The 16,627-nt window shown below is 61.6% G+C and carries 12 protein-coding genes and 1 pseudogene; 3 read left to right on the top strand and 10 right to left on the bottom strand.

Going from position 1 to position 16,627, the window contains the following annotated elements; all coding sequences use genetic code 11:
* Positions 1–214: 214 nt before the first annotated feature.
* Positions 215–289, bottom strand: a pseudogene (locus tag G7016_RS25210) (transporter); the annotation flags it as partial.
* 522 nt (positions 290–811) lie between these two features.
* Here G7016_RS25210 and G7016_RS21080 point away from each other — a divergent pair.
* Positions 812–1,489, top strand: coding sequence for a DUF3313 domain-containing protein (locus G7016_RS21080; protein WP_181117663.1), 678 nt, complete (start codon positions 812–814; stop codon positions 1,487–1,489).
* A gap of 245 nt (positions 1,490–1,734) precedes the next feature.
* On the opposite strand, the gene G7016_RS21075 is transcribed toward G7016_RS21080, so the two are convergent.
* The 7 genes from G7016_RS21075 to G7016_RS21045 all read right to left on the bottom strand — a co-directional run bounded on the left by G7016_RS21075 (position 1,735) and on the right by G7016_RS21045 (position 12,179).
* Positions 1,735–4,044: an Orn/Lys/Arg family decarboxylase gene (locus G7016_RS21075; protein WP_181117662.1), complete on the bottom strand. Its 2,310-nt coding sequence runs from the start codon at positions 4,042–4,044 to the stop codon at positions 1,735–1,737.
* On the bottom strand, positions 4,041–5,447 hold the full coding sequence (gene potE / locus G7016_RS21070; protein WP_181117661.1) for a putrescine-ornithine antiporter: 1,407 nt from the start codon (positions 5,445–5,447) through the stop codon (positions 4,041–4,043). Before potE ends, G7016_RS21075 begins: the two co-directional genes overlap by 4 nt.
* A 97-nt stretch (positions 5,448–5,544) precedes the next feature.
* Positions 5,545–6,756 (bottom strand): aldose 1-epimerase family protein, encoded by a 1,212-nt coding sequence (locus G7016_RS21065; RefSeq protein WP_181117660.1) that lies wholly within the window; start codon positions 6,754–6,756, stop codon positions 5,545–5,547.
* A 127-nt stretch (positions 6,757–6,883) separates the two neighbouring features.
* Positions 6,884–7,819 carry a YsnF/AvaK domain-containing protein gene (locus G7016_RS21060; RefSeq protein ID WP_181117659.1) on the bottom strand — a complete coding sequence of 312 codons (936 nt, stop codon included), beginning with the start codon at positions 7,817–7,819 and terminating at the stop codon, positions 6,884–6,886.
* A 12-nt stretch (positions 7,820–7,831) separates the two neighbouring features.
* Positions 7,832–8,290 (bottom strand): YsnF/AvaK domain-containing protein, encoded by a 459-nt coding sequence (locus tag G7016_RS21055; RefSeq protein WP_181117658.1) that lies wholly within the window; start codon positions 8,288–8,290, stop codon positions 7,832–7,834.
* Between the two features lie 111 nt (positions 8,291–8,401).
* Positions 8,402–10,612 carry a hybrid sensor histidine kinase/response regulator gene (locus G7016_RS21050; RefSeq protein WP_308812202.1) on the bottom strand — a complete coding sequence of 737 codons (2,211 nt, stop codon included), beginning with the start codon at positions 10,610–10,612 and terminating at the stop codon, positions 8,402–8,404.
* Positions 10,613–10,757: 145 nt separating this feature from the next.
* Positions 10,758–12,179: a sugar porter family MFS transporter gene (locus tag G7016_RS21045; RefSeq protein ID WP_181117657.1), complete on the bottom strand. Its 1,422-nt coding sequence runs from the start codon at positions 12,177–12,179 to the stop codon at positions 10,758–10,760.
* A gap of 284 nt (positions 12,180–12,463) precedes the next feature.
* Here G7016_RS21045 and G7016_RS21040 point away from each other — a divergent pair, with 284 nt between their 5' ends.
* A complete protein-coding gene (locus G7016_RS21040; RefSeq protein ID WP_181117656.1) occupies positions 12,464–13,285 on the top strand; it encodes an alpha/beta fold hydrolase in 822 nt (273 codons plus the stop codon).
* A gap of 45 nt (positions 13,286–13,330) precedes the next feature.
* Here G7016_RS21040 and G7016_RS21035 read toward each other — a convergent pair whose 3' ends face one another.
* Together G7016_RS21035 and G7016_RS21030 are read right to left on the bottom strand one after the other, a co-directional pair.
* Positions 13,331–14,239 (bottom strand): LysR family transcriptional regulator, encoded by a 909-nt coding sequence (locus G7016_RS21035; RefSeq protein ID WP_181117655.1) that lies wholly within the window; start codon positions 14,237–14,239, stop codon positions 13,331–13,333.
* A 139-nt stretch (positions 14,240–14,378) separates the two neighbouring features.
* On the bottom strand, positions 14,379–15,002 hold the full coding sequence (locus G7016_RS21030) for a cyclodeaminase/cyclohydrolase family protein (protein ID WP_181117654.1): 624 nt from the start codon (positions 15,000–15,002) through the stop codon (positions 14,379–14,381).
* A 128-nt stretch (positions 15,003–15,130) separates the two neighbouring features.
* Here G7016_RS21030 and G7016_RS21025 point away from each other — a divergent pair, with 128 nt between their 5' ends.
* Positions 15,131–16,612: an alginate export family protein gene (locus G7016_RS21025; protein ID WP_181117653.1), complete on the top strand. Its 1,482-nt coding sequence runs from the start codon at positions 15,131–15,133 to the stop codon at positions 16,610–16,612.
* The last annotated feature ends 15 nt before the right edge of the window (positions 16,613–16,627 follow it).

Genomic DNA, 16,627 nt, shown 5'->3' with positions numbered 1-16,627 from the left:
TGTTAACGGTCAACGACATGACGAAATCCTCAGGGCAGCGGTGATGTACTTGGCTTCCGGCCCTGGCGGTGCCGGGTGTGGCCTGGATAACCTTCGAAGTAGTTATCGTCGCTTTTGGCGTTTGCTTTAGGCCTTTTGCCCAAACATTTGGTCATGTCGGTGTTGCGCAGGGTGGCCGTGGCGATTTGAACCGCAACGGCACGCAAGGCGAACGCTACCAGACGTACTGAAGGCGAAACGTCCAGGTGTTCACATCCGGCGACGCTGTGCGCTCGGATACGGTGTCGGCTACTCGCTACTCCATTGCCCTGAGGTCTTCATTTTGCCGGTGGCAGGGGCGCTATAGCGTCATTTTCCATCCGCTACCCACAACATTTGCAGAGCGCTTTCTGGCGGCGGGGAAGGGAGCCGTATTTATGGGCAGAGTCGCAACGTTCATGAACGACTAAAGGGCATAAGCTTCATGTGGTTATTGCTGTACGTGAATTATGCGGACGCTCACGGTGTAGAGCCCTTTTCTTTATTCTAAACAACCGGGCATTGCTCGGTTGAGCACGTATTCGAATCCCCGATACCGCTTACTCGTATTTGATACTAGGCAATTTGCTGGCTGTAGGCCAGAAAGCCATAAGGCAATTTAATTGCATTCGGCCATGACGCGGAGTTTTAGATTGTTTTCCGCAGAGAAAAAGTTGGGCTATACCTACGATTGAATTCAGTTGTACTGCGGATAGTGCTTGCCTGATAGATATATAGATAGGCTGCAAACGATTTGTTCGCTGATCCATCAAGCCACCCAAGGAGCTGGAGAATGAAGTTTTCGGTAATGGTTAGTTCGCTATGCATATCTGCTGCAGTCCTTGCAGGTTGTGCCGCCACTGCAACGCCTCCTGAAGAATATTCAGGGTTTTTGAAAGACTACAGTCATTTGAAAGAGGCAAAATCGGCCACAGGCGTCAGCGTAACGAGGTGGATTGACCCTCAGGCCAAAGTCGCAGACTATAACAGTGTTTATGTAGAGCCGAGCCAGTTATACCCTAAACCACAACCCACGGCCCAGATTTCTCTGGCGACGCTGCAAGGGATTACTCAATATTATGACCAGGCGTTGAAAAGAGAATTGGGGGCTTCACTTCCGGTAGTTGCTGCTCCGGGGCCAGGTACGTTGGTTGTACGCCCGGCTATTACTGGGGTAAGCAGTAAAACGGAAGGCTTCCAACCCTATGAGGTGTTACCCATTGCCCTCGTTGCGTCTGCGGTCAATACGGCTGCGGGCGGGCGGGACCAAACCACAACCGTAGCTACGGAAGTCGTATTTCTGGATGGCGGAACCAATAAGGTGGTGGCGCAGGTAGTGCGTAAAGGTACGGGCAAGAACCTTGAAAACAGCAAGGCGGCAATGACAGTAGAAGATGCCAAGCCTGTGTTGGATGGGTGGGCAAAGGATGTTCGCCTGTCATTCAATAGCCTGAGGTCACCTGCTCCATAACACGCGGGTTTGGTTGATGACAGAGAGTCGCATGGGAAGTGGCCCCGAATATTGATCGAGCCCGCTTCCCGTTTTTTTTGAGGTTTACCTGTGAGCTGCCTTATAGGCGCAGGTCCGGATTGATGGAGCACTTCTAAAGGTGTGAAGGGTTCGGTAACCCGCGAGAACCAAAGCCCGGATGTTTTGAAAAAGGGTTTTCATCCGCAGGCCCTGCCAGGCGTAAAGCCACCTGACAGGGCCGCAGGCTATCTCTCACCGTTAACGGCCGCGGAACTTAGTACCAGCAGGTGATAGCGGCCGCCTTCGCTCTCAATCCCGTGGGTGTCATGGGCGAAGCCGGGGAATGACGTATCGAAGCTTTCAAGCGCCCGTAGATAAGCGAGCAGGGGGCCATCGGCCGGGCCTGCGTTCTCCCCCGGCATCAGCAGCGGAATGCCCGGCGGGTAAGGCACGATGCCTGTGGCCACGATACGCCCGGCGGCTTCGGCCAGCGGTACCCGCTCTACCTGGTTCTTGACCAGGCGTTCATAGGTTTCCACCGGGCTGAACTCGGCCTGAGGCAACATGCCGAAGGCCTTGGCCATGGTGGCCGTGACCCGGTTCTCTTTCATTGCAGCGAAGATTTCCTCGGCCAGGTCGCGCAGGCCCATGCCGGTGTAGCGTTGCTGGTTGGCCGCCAGCAGCTCGGGCAGGCATAGCTCCAGTTCGAGGTTGGCATCAAAGTCACGCTTGAAGTCCAGCAGCGCGTTCACCAACGTACCCCATTTGCCTTTGGTGATGCCTATGGAGAACAGGAACAGAATGGTGAAGTCAGTGGTTTTTTCCACCACGATCCCCTGATGCCCCAGGTAGGCGCTGAGCACGCACGCCGGGATGCCAAAGCCTTGCAGCTCGCCGTCATCGCCCATGCCCGGGCTGAGCACCGACACCTTGATCGGGTCGAGCATGCAGTAACCGTCCTCGATGTCGCCGAAACCGTGCCACACCTCGTTCGGGTGCAATACCCAGCAGTTGGGGTCGGTCTTGAGCGTGGCCGGGTCCGCTTCATGAAAGGGAACCGCCTGGCCGCCTACGGCCACCGTTGGAGGTTGCCAGCAGGTGAAGAACCAGTCGTCATGGCCGGCCAGTTCGCTGTTCATGCGCGAAATCACTTGCCGGAAGGCGACGGCCTCCTCGATGGATTCAGTGGTCAGGATCTGCCCGCTGGGCGCTTCCATCATTGCCGAACTCACATCGCACGACGCCATGATCGCGTAATTGGGCGAAGTGGACGCATGCATCATGAACGATTCGTTGAAGCGCCCGTGCGGGATGGGATTACGGCCATCCCGCACGTGGATCATCGAAGCCTGGGACAACGCCGCCAGCAGCTTGTGGGTAGATTGGGTGGCAAATACCGTTGGCCCGGAAGGGTCGTGATCGCCGGGGTTGCCGTGCATTGCGAAGCGATCGCGGTACAAAGGGTTGAAACGGGCATAGCCGTACCATGCTTCGTCGAAGTGCAGCCGGTCTACGCTCTGCCCCAGCAGCTGTTCCACGCGGGTCACGTTATAGGTCAGCCCGTCGTAGGTCGAATTGGTCACGATCGCATGGATCGGCGTCGGGTCCACTCCAGGGCCTACCAACGGGTTATTGGCAATGGCCGCCTTGACGCTGTCCGCGCTCAAGGTTTGCGGCAGGATCGGCCCGATGATCCCGTAGCGGTTGCGCGTGGGCACCAGGTACGTCGGGATCGCCCCCGAGAGGGTCATCGCGTGCTCGGCCGATTTGTGGCAGTTGCGATCGCACAGGGCGATCTGGTCCCGGGTCACGCTGGCCATCAGGATCACCCGGTTGGAAGTGGACGAACCATTGGTGACGTAATAGGTGCGATGGGCGCCGAACACCTTGGCGGCGTAGCGTTCGCCCTGGCCGATAGGGCCGCTGTGGTCCAGCAACGAGCCCAGTTCGCCCACGGAAATGGACAGGTCCGAGCGCAGCAGGTTTTCTCCGAAGAATTCGTAGAACGCGCGCCCTGCCGTGCTTTTCAGGAAGGCTGTGCCGCCGGCATGCCCGGGGGTGTGCCAGGAATACTCATAACCGCGGGCGAACTTGAGCAGCGCCCCGAGCATCGGTGGCAGCACCGCCTGCCGGTAACGTTCGATCGCCGCGAAGATGCGGCCACTGAGGAAACGGCTGGTGTCTTCCGGCAGCCAGATAAAGTCGTCCGCGTGCTGCATCACTATCAGTGGGATGGTAGACGCCGTACTTCGGTCGCTGATCAGGAACACCGGCACCCGGGTATTGCGCGCCCTGAGGTCGGTGAGTAACCGGATGCATTCCTGGTTGCCCTCGCTGGTGTCCATCTCCCAGCTCAACAGCACACACTGGATGGCGGGGTCCGAGTGCAAAATTGACGTCGCATCCGCCAGGCTCTCGGACACCAGCACGCTGATGGCGCGGTCCTCTACGTCGGTGATCAGCTGGTTGAGCGCGCGGCCGAACACGGTGCGTTTGTCTGGGGCACTGCTGACCAGCAATGCCAGCATGCCAAGCAATCGGCTGTGATCGGTCATGGTCTCGTCTCCAGGCGTAAATCGAGGTTGTTGACGGGCACGGGCTCACCTTCGAGGTGGCGCGCGCTGACCGTTTGGGTCGGCACGCTGTTGTTGAGCGCTTCCAGGCGGATCAGTCGATTGTTGACGAAGCCAAACAGGGTGTAGCCGAAGATGGTGGCCACGCCCCCGAGCATCAGCGCCTGTTCACCAGAGCTGTACAACGCCAGGTAGCTGTAGGCGGCGGCGATCCAGGCAACGATGTTGGTCATCAACGCCTGGCGGGGAGGTACGTTGGATACCTTCTGCATTGTCATGAGTGCGGCCATGGACAGGATGTACGGCACCAGATTGGTGACCACGGCCAGGTTGACCAAGGTGTCGAACTGCTTGCTCAAGTCCGGGCTGATGGTGAGAAAGCCCAGCGCGGTTTGCGCCGCCAGCAGCACCAGCATGCCCACGATAGGCGTACCGGCCTTGTTGGCCTTGGCGAAGATAGGCAGGAAATACCCCGTGTCCGCCGAGCTCTTGAACACCTGGGCAATAGTGAACTGCCACCCTAGCAGCGACCCCACGCACGCCAGCACCATCAGGCCCATCACCACATTGCCCACCATCGGGTTGAACATCTTCGCGAACGCCAGCCCGAACGGCGCGGTGGAACTGGCCAGTTCAGGGTTGTCGACGATGCCTGCGATCACGTTGGTGGACACGATGTAGATCACCGCCGCGCCGAGGGTGCCGCCCAGCACGGCAATGGGTACGTTGCGCTCCGGATTTTCCACCGCGTCGGTGTTGGCGCAGGCCGATTCCAGGCCCAGAAACGCCCACAGCGTAATAGCCACCGAAGCACCCGCGGCTTCGAACAGGGTTTTGTCATGAGGGTTCCAGCCGGCGGCGTAGACGCTTTTGTCGAACCAGAACCAGCCCACCGTGGAAATGAACACCACTGGCGCAATGACTCCCCACACTGTGAGGGCGCCGATCTTGCCGGTGATGCGGGCGCCACCGAAGTTGGCGAACGTGGTGAGCCAGAGCAGGCCGATGGTCGCCAGGCCCACCTGCAGCGAGTTGAGCTCCACCCCCAACAGCACCTGGATGTACCCCACCGCAGTGATGCTGATGGCCACATTGGCGATCAGCAGGGACACACCATAGGTGTAGTTGGTGATGTAGTTGCCGCCCTTGCCGAAGGTGTACTCGGCGTACCCGCCCATGCCGCCGGTTTTTCGGCTGAGCATGCCGCAGCGGGCGAAGGCGTAGGCCAGGGCCAGGGAGCCGGTGGCGGTGACCAGCCAGGACAGAATCGAAATGGCCCCTACCTCGGCCAGCTTCGAGGGCAGCATCACGATGCCCGAGCCGAGCATGTTGACGGCGGTGAGCATGGTGAGCTGGCCGACGCTCATTTTCTTCGGTTCCGACATTCCGTTGCCCTCGGGTGATGAAACACCATGGACCCTTAGGCATAGCAAACAATTAGCGCAGCGCAAGCACCGCGCTAAACGCAACGCAGGTGTTTTTTCAGTGCGAGAGGTCTACCAGAGGGGTGTCACGCACTTCGGTCGCGCGGCCTTGCTGGATCTGCTTTACAGACGCAACGGCCTGATCAACCTGAGGTTTGTCCGCCAGCAGGCTGTAGCTGATGCGGAACTGACGCACCTCTTTCGCGCCAATTTTGGGCACTAGATTCAGCGGCCGCTGGTAACGCCGGTTGTACGAAAAACTTGTGCCTGGCTCCAGCCCGGTCACATAGCCCTGGCCTTGGGTGTCGGTATTTTTCCAGAGGGAAAACACCGGCAGGGTGGCGGTATCGAAGCCCACGGCCACGCCGAGGTTCCCCGCCTTGTTGTGCAGCACGGTCAATGTCTGGCCGTTCTGATCGGCGTAGGGCACCACGTTGTACACGGTTTCATCGTAATCGCGGGTAGGGCCACGGTAGGTGTCCCAGGTGGCGAGATCACCCTTGGCTTTTTCGTTGAACGGCGATACCTGCTTGACTGGCGCCACAAACCGCGCGCCTTCTTCCAGGAAGGGCGTGCTGAAGTTGCTGTGATAGAGCGCTTGGTATTCCTTGGGGTAGTCACCATTGTTGGTGAGGGTGTCGTGCAGGTCGAAGCGCGTGCTGCCAGGCACTGTTACCAGTTCGGTGGCCACGCTGAAGTCGACCTTCTTGAAGGCTTGTTCCTTCAGTTCGCCGCGCAAGGTTATGGCGTAGGGCGGTTGCTCGTCGATGTGCAGGGTCACGGTGCTGGCGGGAATATTCGCGGCACGGCCGTGCAGGGTGAGCATCTCGCCGTTATCCACGCCAGGGTGGCCTACCCATTCATAGCCGCAACGGGTGACCAGTTCGTTGAACCCTTCGAGCCAGCCCAGGCCGTCGCGGCCAGTGAGGTTGACGAATGCCGGATTGACCACTTCCTTTACGGGGGAATCCCAGCCCATGCGCACCTTGCCCACCGAGGCGTCGAGCACGTTCATACCCCGGGTGGGCACCACGGTCAGCTTGAGGGTGCCATTGTCGATGTCTACCACGCTTACCCCTTCCTGACGGCCGCCATGCAGGGTGCGCATCGTTACGGTGAAGGGTTTGCCAGAGGTCACACCCAGCTCGGCGCTGGTGACCGTGAAGGCCTTCGCGCCGGTTTGGGCATCGAGGAGGGTGTAGTCCCAGGCGAATGCCTGAGTGGTTGCGGCCAGCCCGCCGAGGGCCGCGAGCAGCTTCAATGGAGTCATCACAGATACGCCTTTATTGGAGTTGTGATGACGGTATAGCGTGGGTGAAGCGTTTCAGCAAGGCCCTTCCACGCAGTCTACTGAGCAGGAGGCCTTCAAAAAGCGAAGGCCTCCAGGGTGCCTAGCCTTACCGATCCAGTGGTTTGTTGCGTTCGGACGACGCGGCGGCCTTGGTCAGCTCGCCCTGGCGGTTTTCCACCTCCACGTCGGTACGGCGCAGGGTATCGCGCACCGTTTCCTTACGCTCCGTCGCGGTTTTGCCCACGCTGACCTCTTCCACCACCCGGGCGGACTTGTCGACTACTACTTCTTCGGCGGTTTCCTGGATCTCGATGGCGCCGTCCTTGAAGGCATTCAATTCGCCGGCAGTGGCCACACGGTCCACTGGCCGGCGTTCGATGTTGGCGTGCTCTTCGCGCAGGCTTACGGTTTCCTCGACCGGGCGCTCGGTTACCCGCGTTACCACGCGGACACGGCCGGTGTTCACTTCCCGCTTGCCTACACGCAGCTGCTCTTCGATTACCGGGATTGCCGTATTGCCAGAAAGGTCGGGGGCCATCCCCGTGGCATTTGCTGGCGCAGTGCTGCCGGCGTCCAGGTGGGTGCCTGCCACGTGCGAAAGCCCTGCCTGGGCCGTCACCCCAGGTGCACCATCGGTCCAGGTGGCGGCGCGCTCATCTATATCGATGGCGCCTTGTGCTTGCAGGATGTCCTCTACCTGCTCTGCCTGCAGGTCATCGGCAACGGTGACGGTGATCAGGGTTGCGCCCCGGCGATAAGCCTCCGGATAGGCAGTGCTGTAGCGGTGGGGCTGGCCATCGTCGTCGCTGCCGAACAGCGAGCTGAAGAAATGGCTGACCTTGTCACCAAAGGAGCCGTCATCGGTGTGAGGGTCTGCAGTGGTGGCTGCTGAGGTTTCGCTGGCAGGCATGGTGCCTTGAGCGGTGGCATCAGCGGTGGAGAGCTCGATGCTGCTATCGGCGATGTTCAGCTGCAGCAGTTGGGCTTTGGCTGCCTGAGCGGTGTTCAGGTCATCGAATGCCGCTACAAGAGTATGCTTCATGGTTACCTCGATTCACGTAAGGGATGAGTCAGGCGCAGACGCGGAAGACCCTTGTGGTTCTTCGCTGTCGGTGTTCTCCAGGCTGTCGCTTCTGTTAAAAGTCAGCTGTTCTTTTTTCAAAGTCACCGGCTGGCTTGTTGTAACTTCGCTGACGGCCTGTCGAACATGCAGCTCTTCCTTCAATATCAGCCGTTTTTCCACGACCAATACTTCTTCAAGTACCGGGATAATTGTCACGCCGTTTTCAGTTCTTACCTGCGGCGGGTTGTTCGGGTCCACTTCCGTATCGCAAGGAAACCGCTCTACCGCAGCCGTTTCGCGGCGCAGGCTCTCAGTAATGAGGTAATCCCGGGATTCCACGGTTTTTTCGATGCGAACAGTGCCGGTGTGAATCTTTCGTTTAGAAAGCGTCAGCACCTCTTCCATAACCGGAATTGCCGATGCTCCGCGGGTTGTTTCGGGGTCGTCCATTATCGGGCCTTCGAAGAAAGTATTTCTGTACTGCTGTTAACTTGAGTGACCCCGCGTGACTCAAGTTCAAACTCGTTTGCAGCAATCGGCAAACAGGGACGAGCGGTACGTTCAGCGGCGGGCGCTGGCCACCAGCTCCAGCAGCAGGTCCAGGTCCGCTGGCTTGGTAAGGTGGCGATCGAAGCCGGCAGCTTCGGCCAGGCGCACGTCTTCGGCCTGGCCCCAGCCCGACACGGCAATCAGATACACGCCTTCGCCACCCGGCAACGCACGGATGGCCGCCGCAGCCTGGTAGCCATCCAGGTGGGGCATGCCGATATCCAGCACGGCCACGTCCGGGAGGCTGTCCCGGCACAGGTCCAGCGCCTGCTGGCCGTCTGCGGCCATCCGCACCTCATGGCTTTCCATCTCCAACAGCGCCTGAAGTGTGAAGGCGATGTCCTGATTGTCATCGGCGACCAGCACGCGCCGCCCCGGGCTTGCCGGCGCAACGGGTAATGGCGCCGCAGCCACTGCGCTCACGGTGGAGTTGGCCAAGGGCAGGGTGACGGTAAAGCAGCTGCCTTGGCCCAAGCCGTCACTGGCGGCATTAAGCTCGCCTCCGTGCAAGTCCACGAGGTTTTTGGCCAGGGCCAGGCCCACACCCAAGCCACCAGCGTCCACGCCGGGGCCGGCGACCCGGCCGAACATGCGGAATACCTGGGCCAGGTTTTCCGGCGCGATGCCAATACCGCTGTCGGCGACCTCCACGCAGGCTTGATCCCCGAGCCTGCACAGCGAGAGCCGCACCTGGCCACCCGCCGGGGTGTACTTGACGGCGTTGTCCAGCAGGTTCACGAACAACTGCTGAAGGCGCAAGGCATCGCCCTCCACCGGCAACGGGTCGGCGGAAAACGAAGCACGCACCTGCAATTGTTTGTCCCGGGCCCGGCTGTTGATAAAGGCCAGTGCGTCATGCAGCACGGCGTTCAACTCCAGAGGCTCGAGGCGCAGGGGGATGTTGCCAAAACTCACACGAGAAGCGTCCAGCAGGTCATCCAGCAAGCGGCCCATGTTGCCCACCTGGCGGTCGATCACCGCCAGGCTGTGGGACCGTTGCGCGGGGCTGGCGCTGGCGGAGCGCAACAAGGCCGCGGCCTGGCCGACCGGTACCAGGGGGTTGCGCAATTCATGGGCGAGGGTGGCGATGAATTCGTCTTTGCGCCGGTCCGCCGCCAGCAACCCCTGGTGGGCGGTTTCCAGCCGGGCAACGGCTTCGTCGCGGGCCCGTTCACTGTCCCTGAGCGCTACGGCGGAAGCCGCGAGGGCAACGCTTACGTCGTTGATCTCCTTGATGGGTGTGCTCGGCACCTCTGGAATTTCACCACGGCCCACCGCTCGCGCCGCCTTGCGCAAACCGGCCATGGGCTGGCTGATCCGCCGCGCAGCAAGCAGCGCAGCCACGGTAGCGAACAGCAGCGACAAGGCCAGCCCGCCGCCATACAGGAGCAGGGCTTTGGTCACCTTCAAATTCACTTCTTTGGTGGGGATACCCGTGGCAACCGTCCAGCCTGCGTCGGGCAAGCGTAGCCAGGCGGTGTATACCTCGTCGCCGTTGGAGGTATGGCTGACACCTGTGCCTTCGTTACGGTCGCTGGCCACCAATGCGCCGAGCTCCGGCGATACCTGGTCGCCCACGGCGAACCCTGCCTCGGGCACTCGGGCGATGCGCCGGCCATTGCTGTCGAACACAACCACAGTCCAGCCCTTGGGGAGTTGCGACAGGGCCAGCACCTCGGCGATGTTCTGCGGCAATAGCGGAGCGGTAAGTACATAGCGCAGGGCACCATTGCGGATGACCGGTACCCGTAGCGGTATTGCCCAAGTGTCCGAGGGGCCCTTGCCCAGCTGACCGACGATTGGCCTTGGGTGCTCGGCCATTTCCTTGAAACTCAGGGGCTCCACTGGACGGGTAGGGCCAAGTGTCGGCCGGGGCGACACCCGGCTTACCACCCGGCCCTCGGGTGTAGCGATCAGCATCGAATGCCAGCCGGGCATCAGTGGCAACACCCGGCCCAGCACCTGGTTGTAGGGGCCCAGGTCGTCGCTGTCGAGCAAGGGCGACTCGGCAACGGCGGCCAGTACCGCGAAAGAGCGATTGAGGGTGACTTGCACTGCGGTGGCGGTCTGCCGATTGGCCTCGAGTGCCCGAGCGATGGCCTGGCCTTCCTCGTTGCGCAGTAACATGAATAAGGCAACGGCGGCGCACAAGGCCAGGGGCACGGTGCTTGCCAGCACGAGGGTCAGCAAGCGCCCGCGTAATGAGGACAAAGGATGGCGCACAACGAAGAGCTCCGGATAGTTCGGACTCAGCTGTCCGCCCGCGGCAGCTCGGGTGTAGGGTATGGCCCGATACTGGCGCGGCGAGCATAGCAAACCTCGGGTAGCGGCTGAAGCACCGCCGATGCCCAGGGCTTGCTCTTTTTGCTTACAGTGCCTTTTTCATGTGCTTTTCGATGGCTTCCAGCGACTTGCCGCGTGTTTCCGGCAGGCAGAAGAACACAAATACCAGCGAACCGATGTTGATCGCGGCGAACACAAAGAACGTAGGGTTGCCCAGCGTATGGATCGCCAAAGGGAAGGCAAAGGCAACCGAAGCATTGAACAGCCACTGCATCGACACGGCGGTACCGGTCAGCAGGCCGCGCACTTGCACCGGGAACAGCTCGGACATCAGCAACCAATACACCGGCGAAATGCACATCTGCATGAACAGCAGGAACACCAGGATGCAGGCCAGCGCGGCGTAGCTTTGGGTAAGGTTCTGCGGCATGAACTGCAGCACGCAGCCCAGCGCCGCTTGCATCAGCACGACCACCACCAGGCCGGTCATCAACAAGTGGCGCCGGCCATAACGGCCGATGGCCCAGATGCCGAGCAGCGTGGCGATTACCGACACCACACCGTTGCCGATCGTGGCGGTGAGCGCCGCATTGGTGCCCATGCCGGTGTTCTTCAAGATGATAGGCGTGTAGTACATGAAGGCGTTCACGCCGGTGAGCTGTGCGGTAAAGCCCAGGCCGATGCCGATCAGCAGCAGTTTGATCACCCATCCTTGGCGCAGCAGTTCCTTCACCGCAGGGCGGTGGCGTGCCTGTTCGTTCTGGGCCTTGAGTTCGGCCAGTTCGCGGTCGGCATCAGCCTTGCTGTCCCGCAGCTGTTCCAGCACCGCTTCAGCGTCGTCCAGGCGCCCTTTGGCGGCCAGCCAGCGCGGCGATGCCGGCACGAAGAAGGTGCCGATCAGCAGCAACACGCCCGGCACCATGGCGATTGCTAACATGTAGCGCCAGATGCCGGGCGTGTGCATCAGGGCGGCCATCAGTGCGCTTAGAACGTATGCAAGCAGTTGGCCGCTGACGATCATCAACTCGTTGCGGCTCACTAGCCGGGCGCGTCGGGAAGGGCCGGCGATTTCCGCGATAAATACCGGCACTGTGGCAGAGCCGCCGCCAACGGCGATGCCCAGCACAAAGCGCGCCGCCACCATCAGGGTAATCGAGGGCGCGGTAGCCGTGCCCAGCGCGCCGGCAATGAACAGTACCGACAGCAGGCGCAGGGTAAGCCGCCGGCCGAAACGGTCCGAGCAGTACCCACTGGCGAGCGAGCCCACGGCCGCGCCGACGATCAGCGAGGCGGTTACCAGGCCCTCTGTCACGGCGTTCAAGCCCAGCCCGCCCTCCGCGACGGGCAAGGTCATGAAGGGCAGCGCGCCGGCGATGATGCCAGTGTCATAACCGAAGGCCAGCGCACCCATGGTAGCGGCCAGCACTGAAATAAAGATCAACCGCGCCGCCGACGCACGTTGATCGCCGCGAGGCTGCGCGGCGGCCGAAAGGGTGTTTGAAGCCATCGAAGTTACATCCTCAACCAGATAACTAGCGTGGTGCCAGTACGTAGACGAGGCTTAGGGCGGTGTCTGCGACGGGAGTTCCGTGCGCGCGCATTGCAAAAGGCCATGAAGCCATGCAGTTAAAGCGCCACGATCTGAGCGACGGCTGAGCCCGGACGGACCAATAGCACACCCGTTCAATTTCTTTGGGCCGCCAACCGCTACGCTGGGGGTTCGGCAGTGGTCATGGGCAGCGGCGTTGCCCTGGCAGCGAATCCTACCCTTGCGCACACAGGAGCTTCGTCATGACTACCTTCACCACCGAAGACGGCACCCAGATCTACTACAAGGATTGGGGCACCGGTCAGCCAATCGTGTTCCACCACGGCTGGCCCCTCAGCGCGGATGACTGGGATGCGCAGATGCTGTTCTTCCTTGCCAAAGGTTACCGGGTGGTCGCCCATGACCGTCGCGGGCACGGGCGCTCCACTCAAACGGCACACGGCAACGAAATGGACACCTATGCCGCCGACGTGGCCGCGCTGGTCGCCCATTTGCAGCTCAAGGACACCATTCACGTAGGCCATTCCACCGGGGGTGGCGAGGTAGCGCGCTACGTGGCTCGCTATGGCGCCGGGCATGTGGCCAAGGCGGTACTGATCGGGGCGGTGCCACCGGTCATGGTGCAGTCCGCCAGCAACCCGGGCGGGCTGCCGCTGGACGTGTTCGATGGCTTCCGCGCTGCGCTGGTGGCCAACCGGGCGCAGTTTTACCGTGAGGTTCCCACCCCGTTCTACGGCTACAACCGCGACGGTGCCGAGGTGTCCGAAGGTATCAAGCTCAACTGGTGGCGCCAGGGGATGATGGGCGGTGCGAAGGCTCATTACGATTGCATCAAGGCCTTCTCGGAAACCGACTTCACCGAAGACCTCAAAAGCATCGAGGTGCCGGTGCTGTTGATGCACGGCGATGACGACCAGATCGTGCCCTTCGCCGACTCGGCGCAGCTGGGCATCAACCTCTTGAAGCACGGCACGCTCAAGGTGTATAGCGGCTATCCCCACGGCATGTGCACCACCCACCCGGACGTTATCAACGCGGACCTGCTTGCGTTCATTGAGGCGTAACGTGCCGCTCGCGAGGCGAACGCAGTCGACGGCGCAGGTACAGGGTCAAGCGACCTCGCTGTCGATGGCCAGCAGGGTTTCGATAAACGCGCGGGCCCCGGGGGACAGGCGATAGCCCGCGCGGCTGACCACACCACAATGGGCGCGCAATGCCCCCAGCGCCGGGGGGAGGTTGCGCCAGTGCAAGCGTTCGATAGTGCCTTGGGCCATCGCGTCGGCGCAGTTGTGTTGCCCGCTCAGGCCGATGGCGTCGCTCTCCTGAACGATCCTGAGCAACGCTGGGAAATATTCGGTCTGGAAATGCGGGGTGAAATCCTGCTTCCCACAAAGGTTGGCCATTACCTTGCGCACGCCCGGAGGGATCAGGCCACAAGCCAGCGGGTAGGCGAATACATCGGCGGCGCTCAAGGTGCTTCGCCCCGCCAGTGGGTGGCCAGGCCTGCAGAAGAACTGCCCGCTTCGCTGAGCCAAGGGCTGGGTATCGAAGTTCAGGTCGGCCTCGAAAGGCCGGATGTCGGCAATGAAGAATTCGATTTCGTCGCGGTTCAGCGCCCGGCCGAGCCGCTCCCAGTCATCGACCACAAAGTGCAACTGGATACCAGGGCGTTGCCGATGGAAGCGGGTGAGCGCCTGGGACAGTACGGCCGCAGCCGGCGAAGGGCCGCAACCGAAGCGTACCCGGCCGGCATCGAGCTTGGTCATCTGGCCCACTTCGCTACTAAGCCGGGCCGCACCCTGAACCAGATGTCGCGCATGCGCCAGCAACACTTCCCCCTCCGGGGTGGGGCGCAAAGCCTTATCCGCGCGGTCCACGAGTTGGCAACCGAATTCCTGTTCGAGGCTTTGAATACTGCGGCTGAACGCGGGTTGAGTGATGCCCATCGCATCAGCGGCGCGAACGAAACTGCGATAGTCGTTCAAGGCGATGATGTAACGGAGTTGTCGGAGGTCCATGGTGCGCCCTTGCGCGGTTCAGATTTGAGCGGAATGGAGTCTGCGAGGCAAACTGTTATGTCGTCAAAGAAGGTTATGGAAAGTATTTATTCCATATAAGAATAACCATCAGGAGGCTTCGCTGCGTCAGCTCAGTACGCTAGGACTTTTTGGCTTCACTGCATTCGCAGCGCTCGCGCAGTGCACGGGCGGCTATATCGGCGCGATCCCCGATCGCCGCGCGTTGCGCCTCATAGTGGTCGGTGCGGCCGGGGTCTCGCAGCAAGGGGGCGTCTTCGGCCAGGTTGAGCAACAAGGCATGCACGCTGGCATGAAGCATCAAGCCCCCTGCGCGCACGTCGCAGCGCAGGCTAGGGGTGGCCAGGGGCAGGGCGGTCACCGCAAGTTCCAGCGCCCGTTGCGCATCTTGCGCGGCCTGCTGCGTGCGGCTCACCAGCACCGCGATGTCCCGCTGGCGCTGGGCATCCTCGGGTTCGGTGTGGGGCAGGTCTTCGATAAAGCGGCCAAAGTCGCGCATATCGCCATCGGCATGCGCGGCGAGCACCGGCAGCAGGGCCCGTGCTTCGGCCAGTAGTGTTTCCCGGGCCGGGTGTGCCTCGCGCGCCTGGCTTTTGCCAAGGGCCATCACGATCAACGCCAGCCCCAGGTTGCCACACACAGCCGCAGTGGCGCCGCAGCTGGGGACCGGTTCCAGGCCCGCAAGGGCATCACGGAACCGCGCCAGGGGCCAGGCCCAAACACTCGAAACATTGTCAGTGGTCATGGAAACGTTCCGTTACCGCGAATAATTGGGGTATGCACTGCACTGGCTGAAAGCTATCATCGCCGCCGCACGCAGCCGCGAGTGTATCCGGCGACGTATAACTATTTGCCAATGCACAAGGATTGAAGATGAAGCAGTGGGTTTCGGCCGGGGTCGGCCTTGGATGTTCCCTGGCCTGGATGCTGCCCGCCATGGCCGCTACCGCAGACGGTAGCCAGTTTGGCCTGGAGATCAAGGCCACGGCGCAAACGGAAGGGGATCGCGATCTTGGGACTGCGGCCCACGGTGACGTGAACGGGCTGGGCCTGGACCTGCGCCCGTGGGCGTATTTCCAGCGCGGGGCGTGGAGCGCCTATGCCATGGGGCAGGCAGTCACGGCAACGGACATTGTCGAAACCGACACACTGCAGCAGGACACCAGCGAAGCCGCGCAAAGCAGCAACAGCGACCGTGAACCGAAGAAGAGCTACCTGGCCATGCGCGAGTTCTGGGTGGGCTACCGCGGCCTTACTCCGTACCCGGGCGAGCAGCTGAAGTTCGGCCGCCAGCGCCTGCGCAACGACGATGGCCAATGGCGCGACACCAACATCGAAGCCCTGGCGTGGACCTTCGACACGACGTTGCTCAAGGCCAACCTGGGCACGGCCCAGCGTTTCAGCGACTACCGCACCGACCTGAAAGAGCTGTCGCCGACCGACAAGGATCGCCTGCACCTGTTCGCCGATGCCTCCTGGCAGTGGAACCCGGGGCAGTGGATTGGCGTGCGTGCGCACCACACCCGCGATAACGGCAGCCTGGATTACGCTCGGGTGGGGCAGGCCAGCGACCCGCTGGACAAGACCCAGAACGGTGACCTGACCTGGTTCGGCATCGAGGCCAGCAGCGACGCCTACAATGCCCGCCGCAACACCAACACTTGGAACTATTGGGCCAGCCTTACCGGCCTGAAGGGTAACCGCGACAAGGTGAACAGCCTGGACAGCAACGGCAACCTGCCGGGTGAAGCCTCCAGCCACAGCAACGTGAGCGGCTGGGCCACCGACCTGGGCCTGCGCCTGCGCCTGGACCCGAGCTGGCAGGTAGGTGGGGCCTATGCCCGCGCCAGCGGCGAATACGAGCAGAACGGCCTGGAGAGCAACCGCTCCACCTACACCGGCATCAACTCTCGTGTGCACCGCTTCGGCGAAGCCTTCCGGGGCGACATGACCAACCTGCAAAGCGCCACCCTGTTCGGTTCATGGACCTTGCGTGAAGACTACGATGCCAGCCTGATCTACCACCGCTTCTGGCGTGTGGACGGCGACAAGGGCATCACCAGCCGTGGCGTTGCCGCGTATGACAACGAATACGACAGCGGCACCGGTGACCTGCTGTCCAGCAGCAGCCTGCCCCTGCGCGATGGCGAGAAAGACCTGGGTCAGGAGCTGGACCTTGTGGTAACCCGCTACTTCAAGCAGGGCTTGCTACCGGCGTCGCTGAGCCAATCCATCGACGAACCCTCGGCCCTCGTGCGCTTGCGCGGTGGTGTGTTCAAGCCGGGTGATGCCTATGGCAGCCAGGTGGACAGCTACATGCACCGGGCGTTTGTGGACGTGATCTGGCGGTATTGATACCGGCGGATAATT

Source organism: Pseudomonas japonica, from assembly GCF_013522925.1.
Taxonomy (GTDB): Bacteria; Pseudomonadota; Gammaproteobacteria; order Pseudomonadales; family Pseudomonadaceae; genus Aquipseudomonas; species Aquipseudomonas japonica_A.
The sequence above is the reverse complement of the archived record's forward strand: the minus strand, read 5'-3'. Positions and strand labels throughout refer to the sequence as shown.

What these genes read in the sequence shown, in the direction of transcription:
- G7016_RS21025 (WP_181117653.1), top strand. Translation starts at nt 15,131, where the DNA reads ATGAAGCAGTGGGTTTCGGCCGGGGTCGGCCTTGGATGTTCCCTGGCC.
- G7016_RS21035 (WP_181117655.1), bottom strand. Translation starts at nt 14,239, where the DNA reads ATGGACCTCCGACAACTCCGTTACATCATCGCCTTGAACGACTATCGC.
- G7016_RS21040 (WP_181117656.1), top strand. Translation starts at nt 12,464, where the DNA reads ATGACTACCTTCACCACCGAAGACGGCACCCAGATCTACTACAAGGAT.
- G7016_RS21065 (WP_181117660.1), bottom strand. Translation starts at nt 6,756, where the DNA reads ATGACTCCATTGAAGCTGCTCGCGGCCCTCGGCGGGCTGGCCGCAACC.
- potE (WP_181117661.1), bottom strand. Translation starts at nt 5,447, where the DNA reads ATGTCGGAACCGAAGAAAATGAGCGTCGGCCAGCTCACCATGCTCACC.
- G7016_RS21060 (WP_181117659.1), bottom strand. Translation starts at nt 7,819, where the DNA reads ATGAAGCATACTCTTGTAGCGGCATTCGATGACCTGAACACCGCTCAG.
- G7016_RS21030 (WP_181117654.1), bottom strand. Translation starts at nt 15,002, where the DNA reads ATGACCACTGACAATGTTTCGAGTGTTTGGGCCTGGCCCCTGGCGCGG.
- G7016_RS21075 (WP_181117662.1), bottom strand. Translation starts at nt 4,044, where the DNA reads ATGACCGATCACAGCCGATTGCTTGGCATGCTGGCATTGCTGGTCAGC.
- G7016_RS21055 (WP_181117658.1), bottom strand. Translation starts at nt 8,290, where the DNA reads ATGGACGACCCCGAAACAACCCGCGGAGCATCGGCAATTCCGGTTATG.
- G7016_RS21045 (WP_181117657.1), bottom strand. Translation starts at nt 12,179, where the DNA reads ATGGCTTCAAACACCCTTTCGGCCGCCGCGCAGCCTCGCGGCGATCAA.
- G7016_RS21080 (WP_181117663.1), top strand. Translation starts at nt 812, where the DNA reads ATGAAGTTTTCGGTAATGGTTAGTTCGCTATGCATATCTGCTGCAGTC.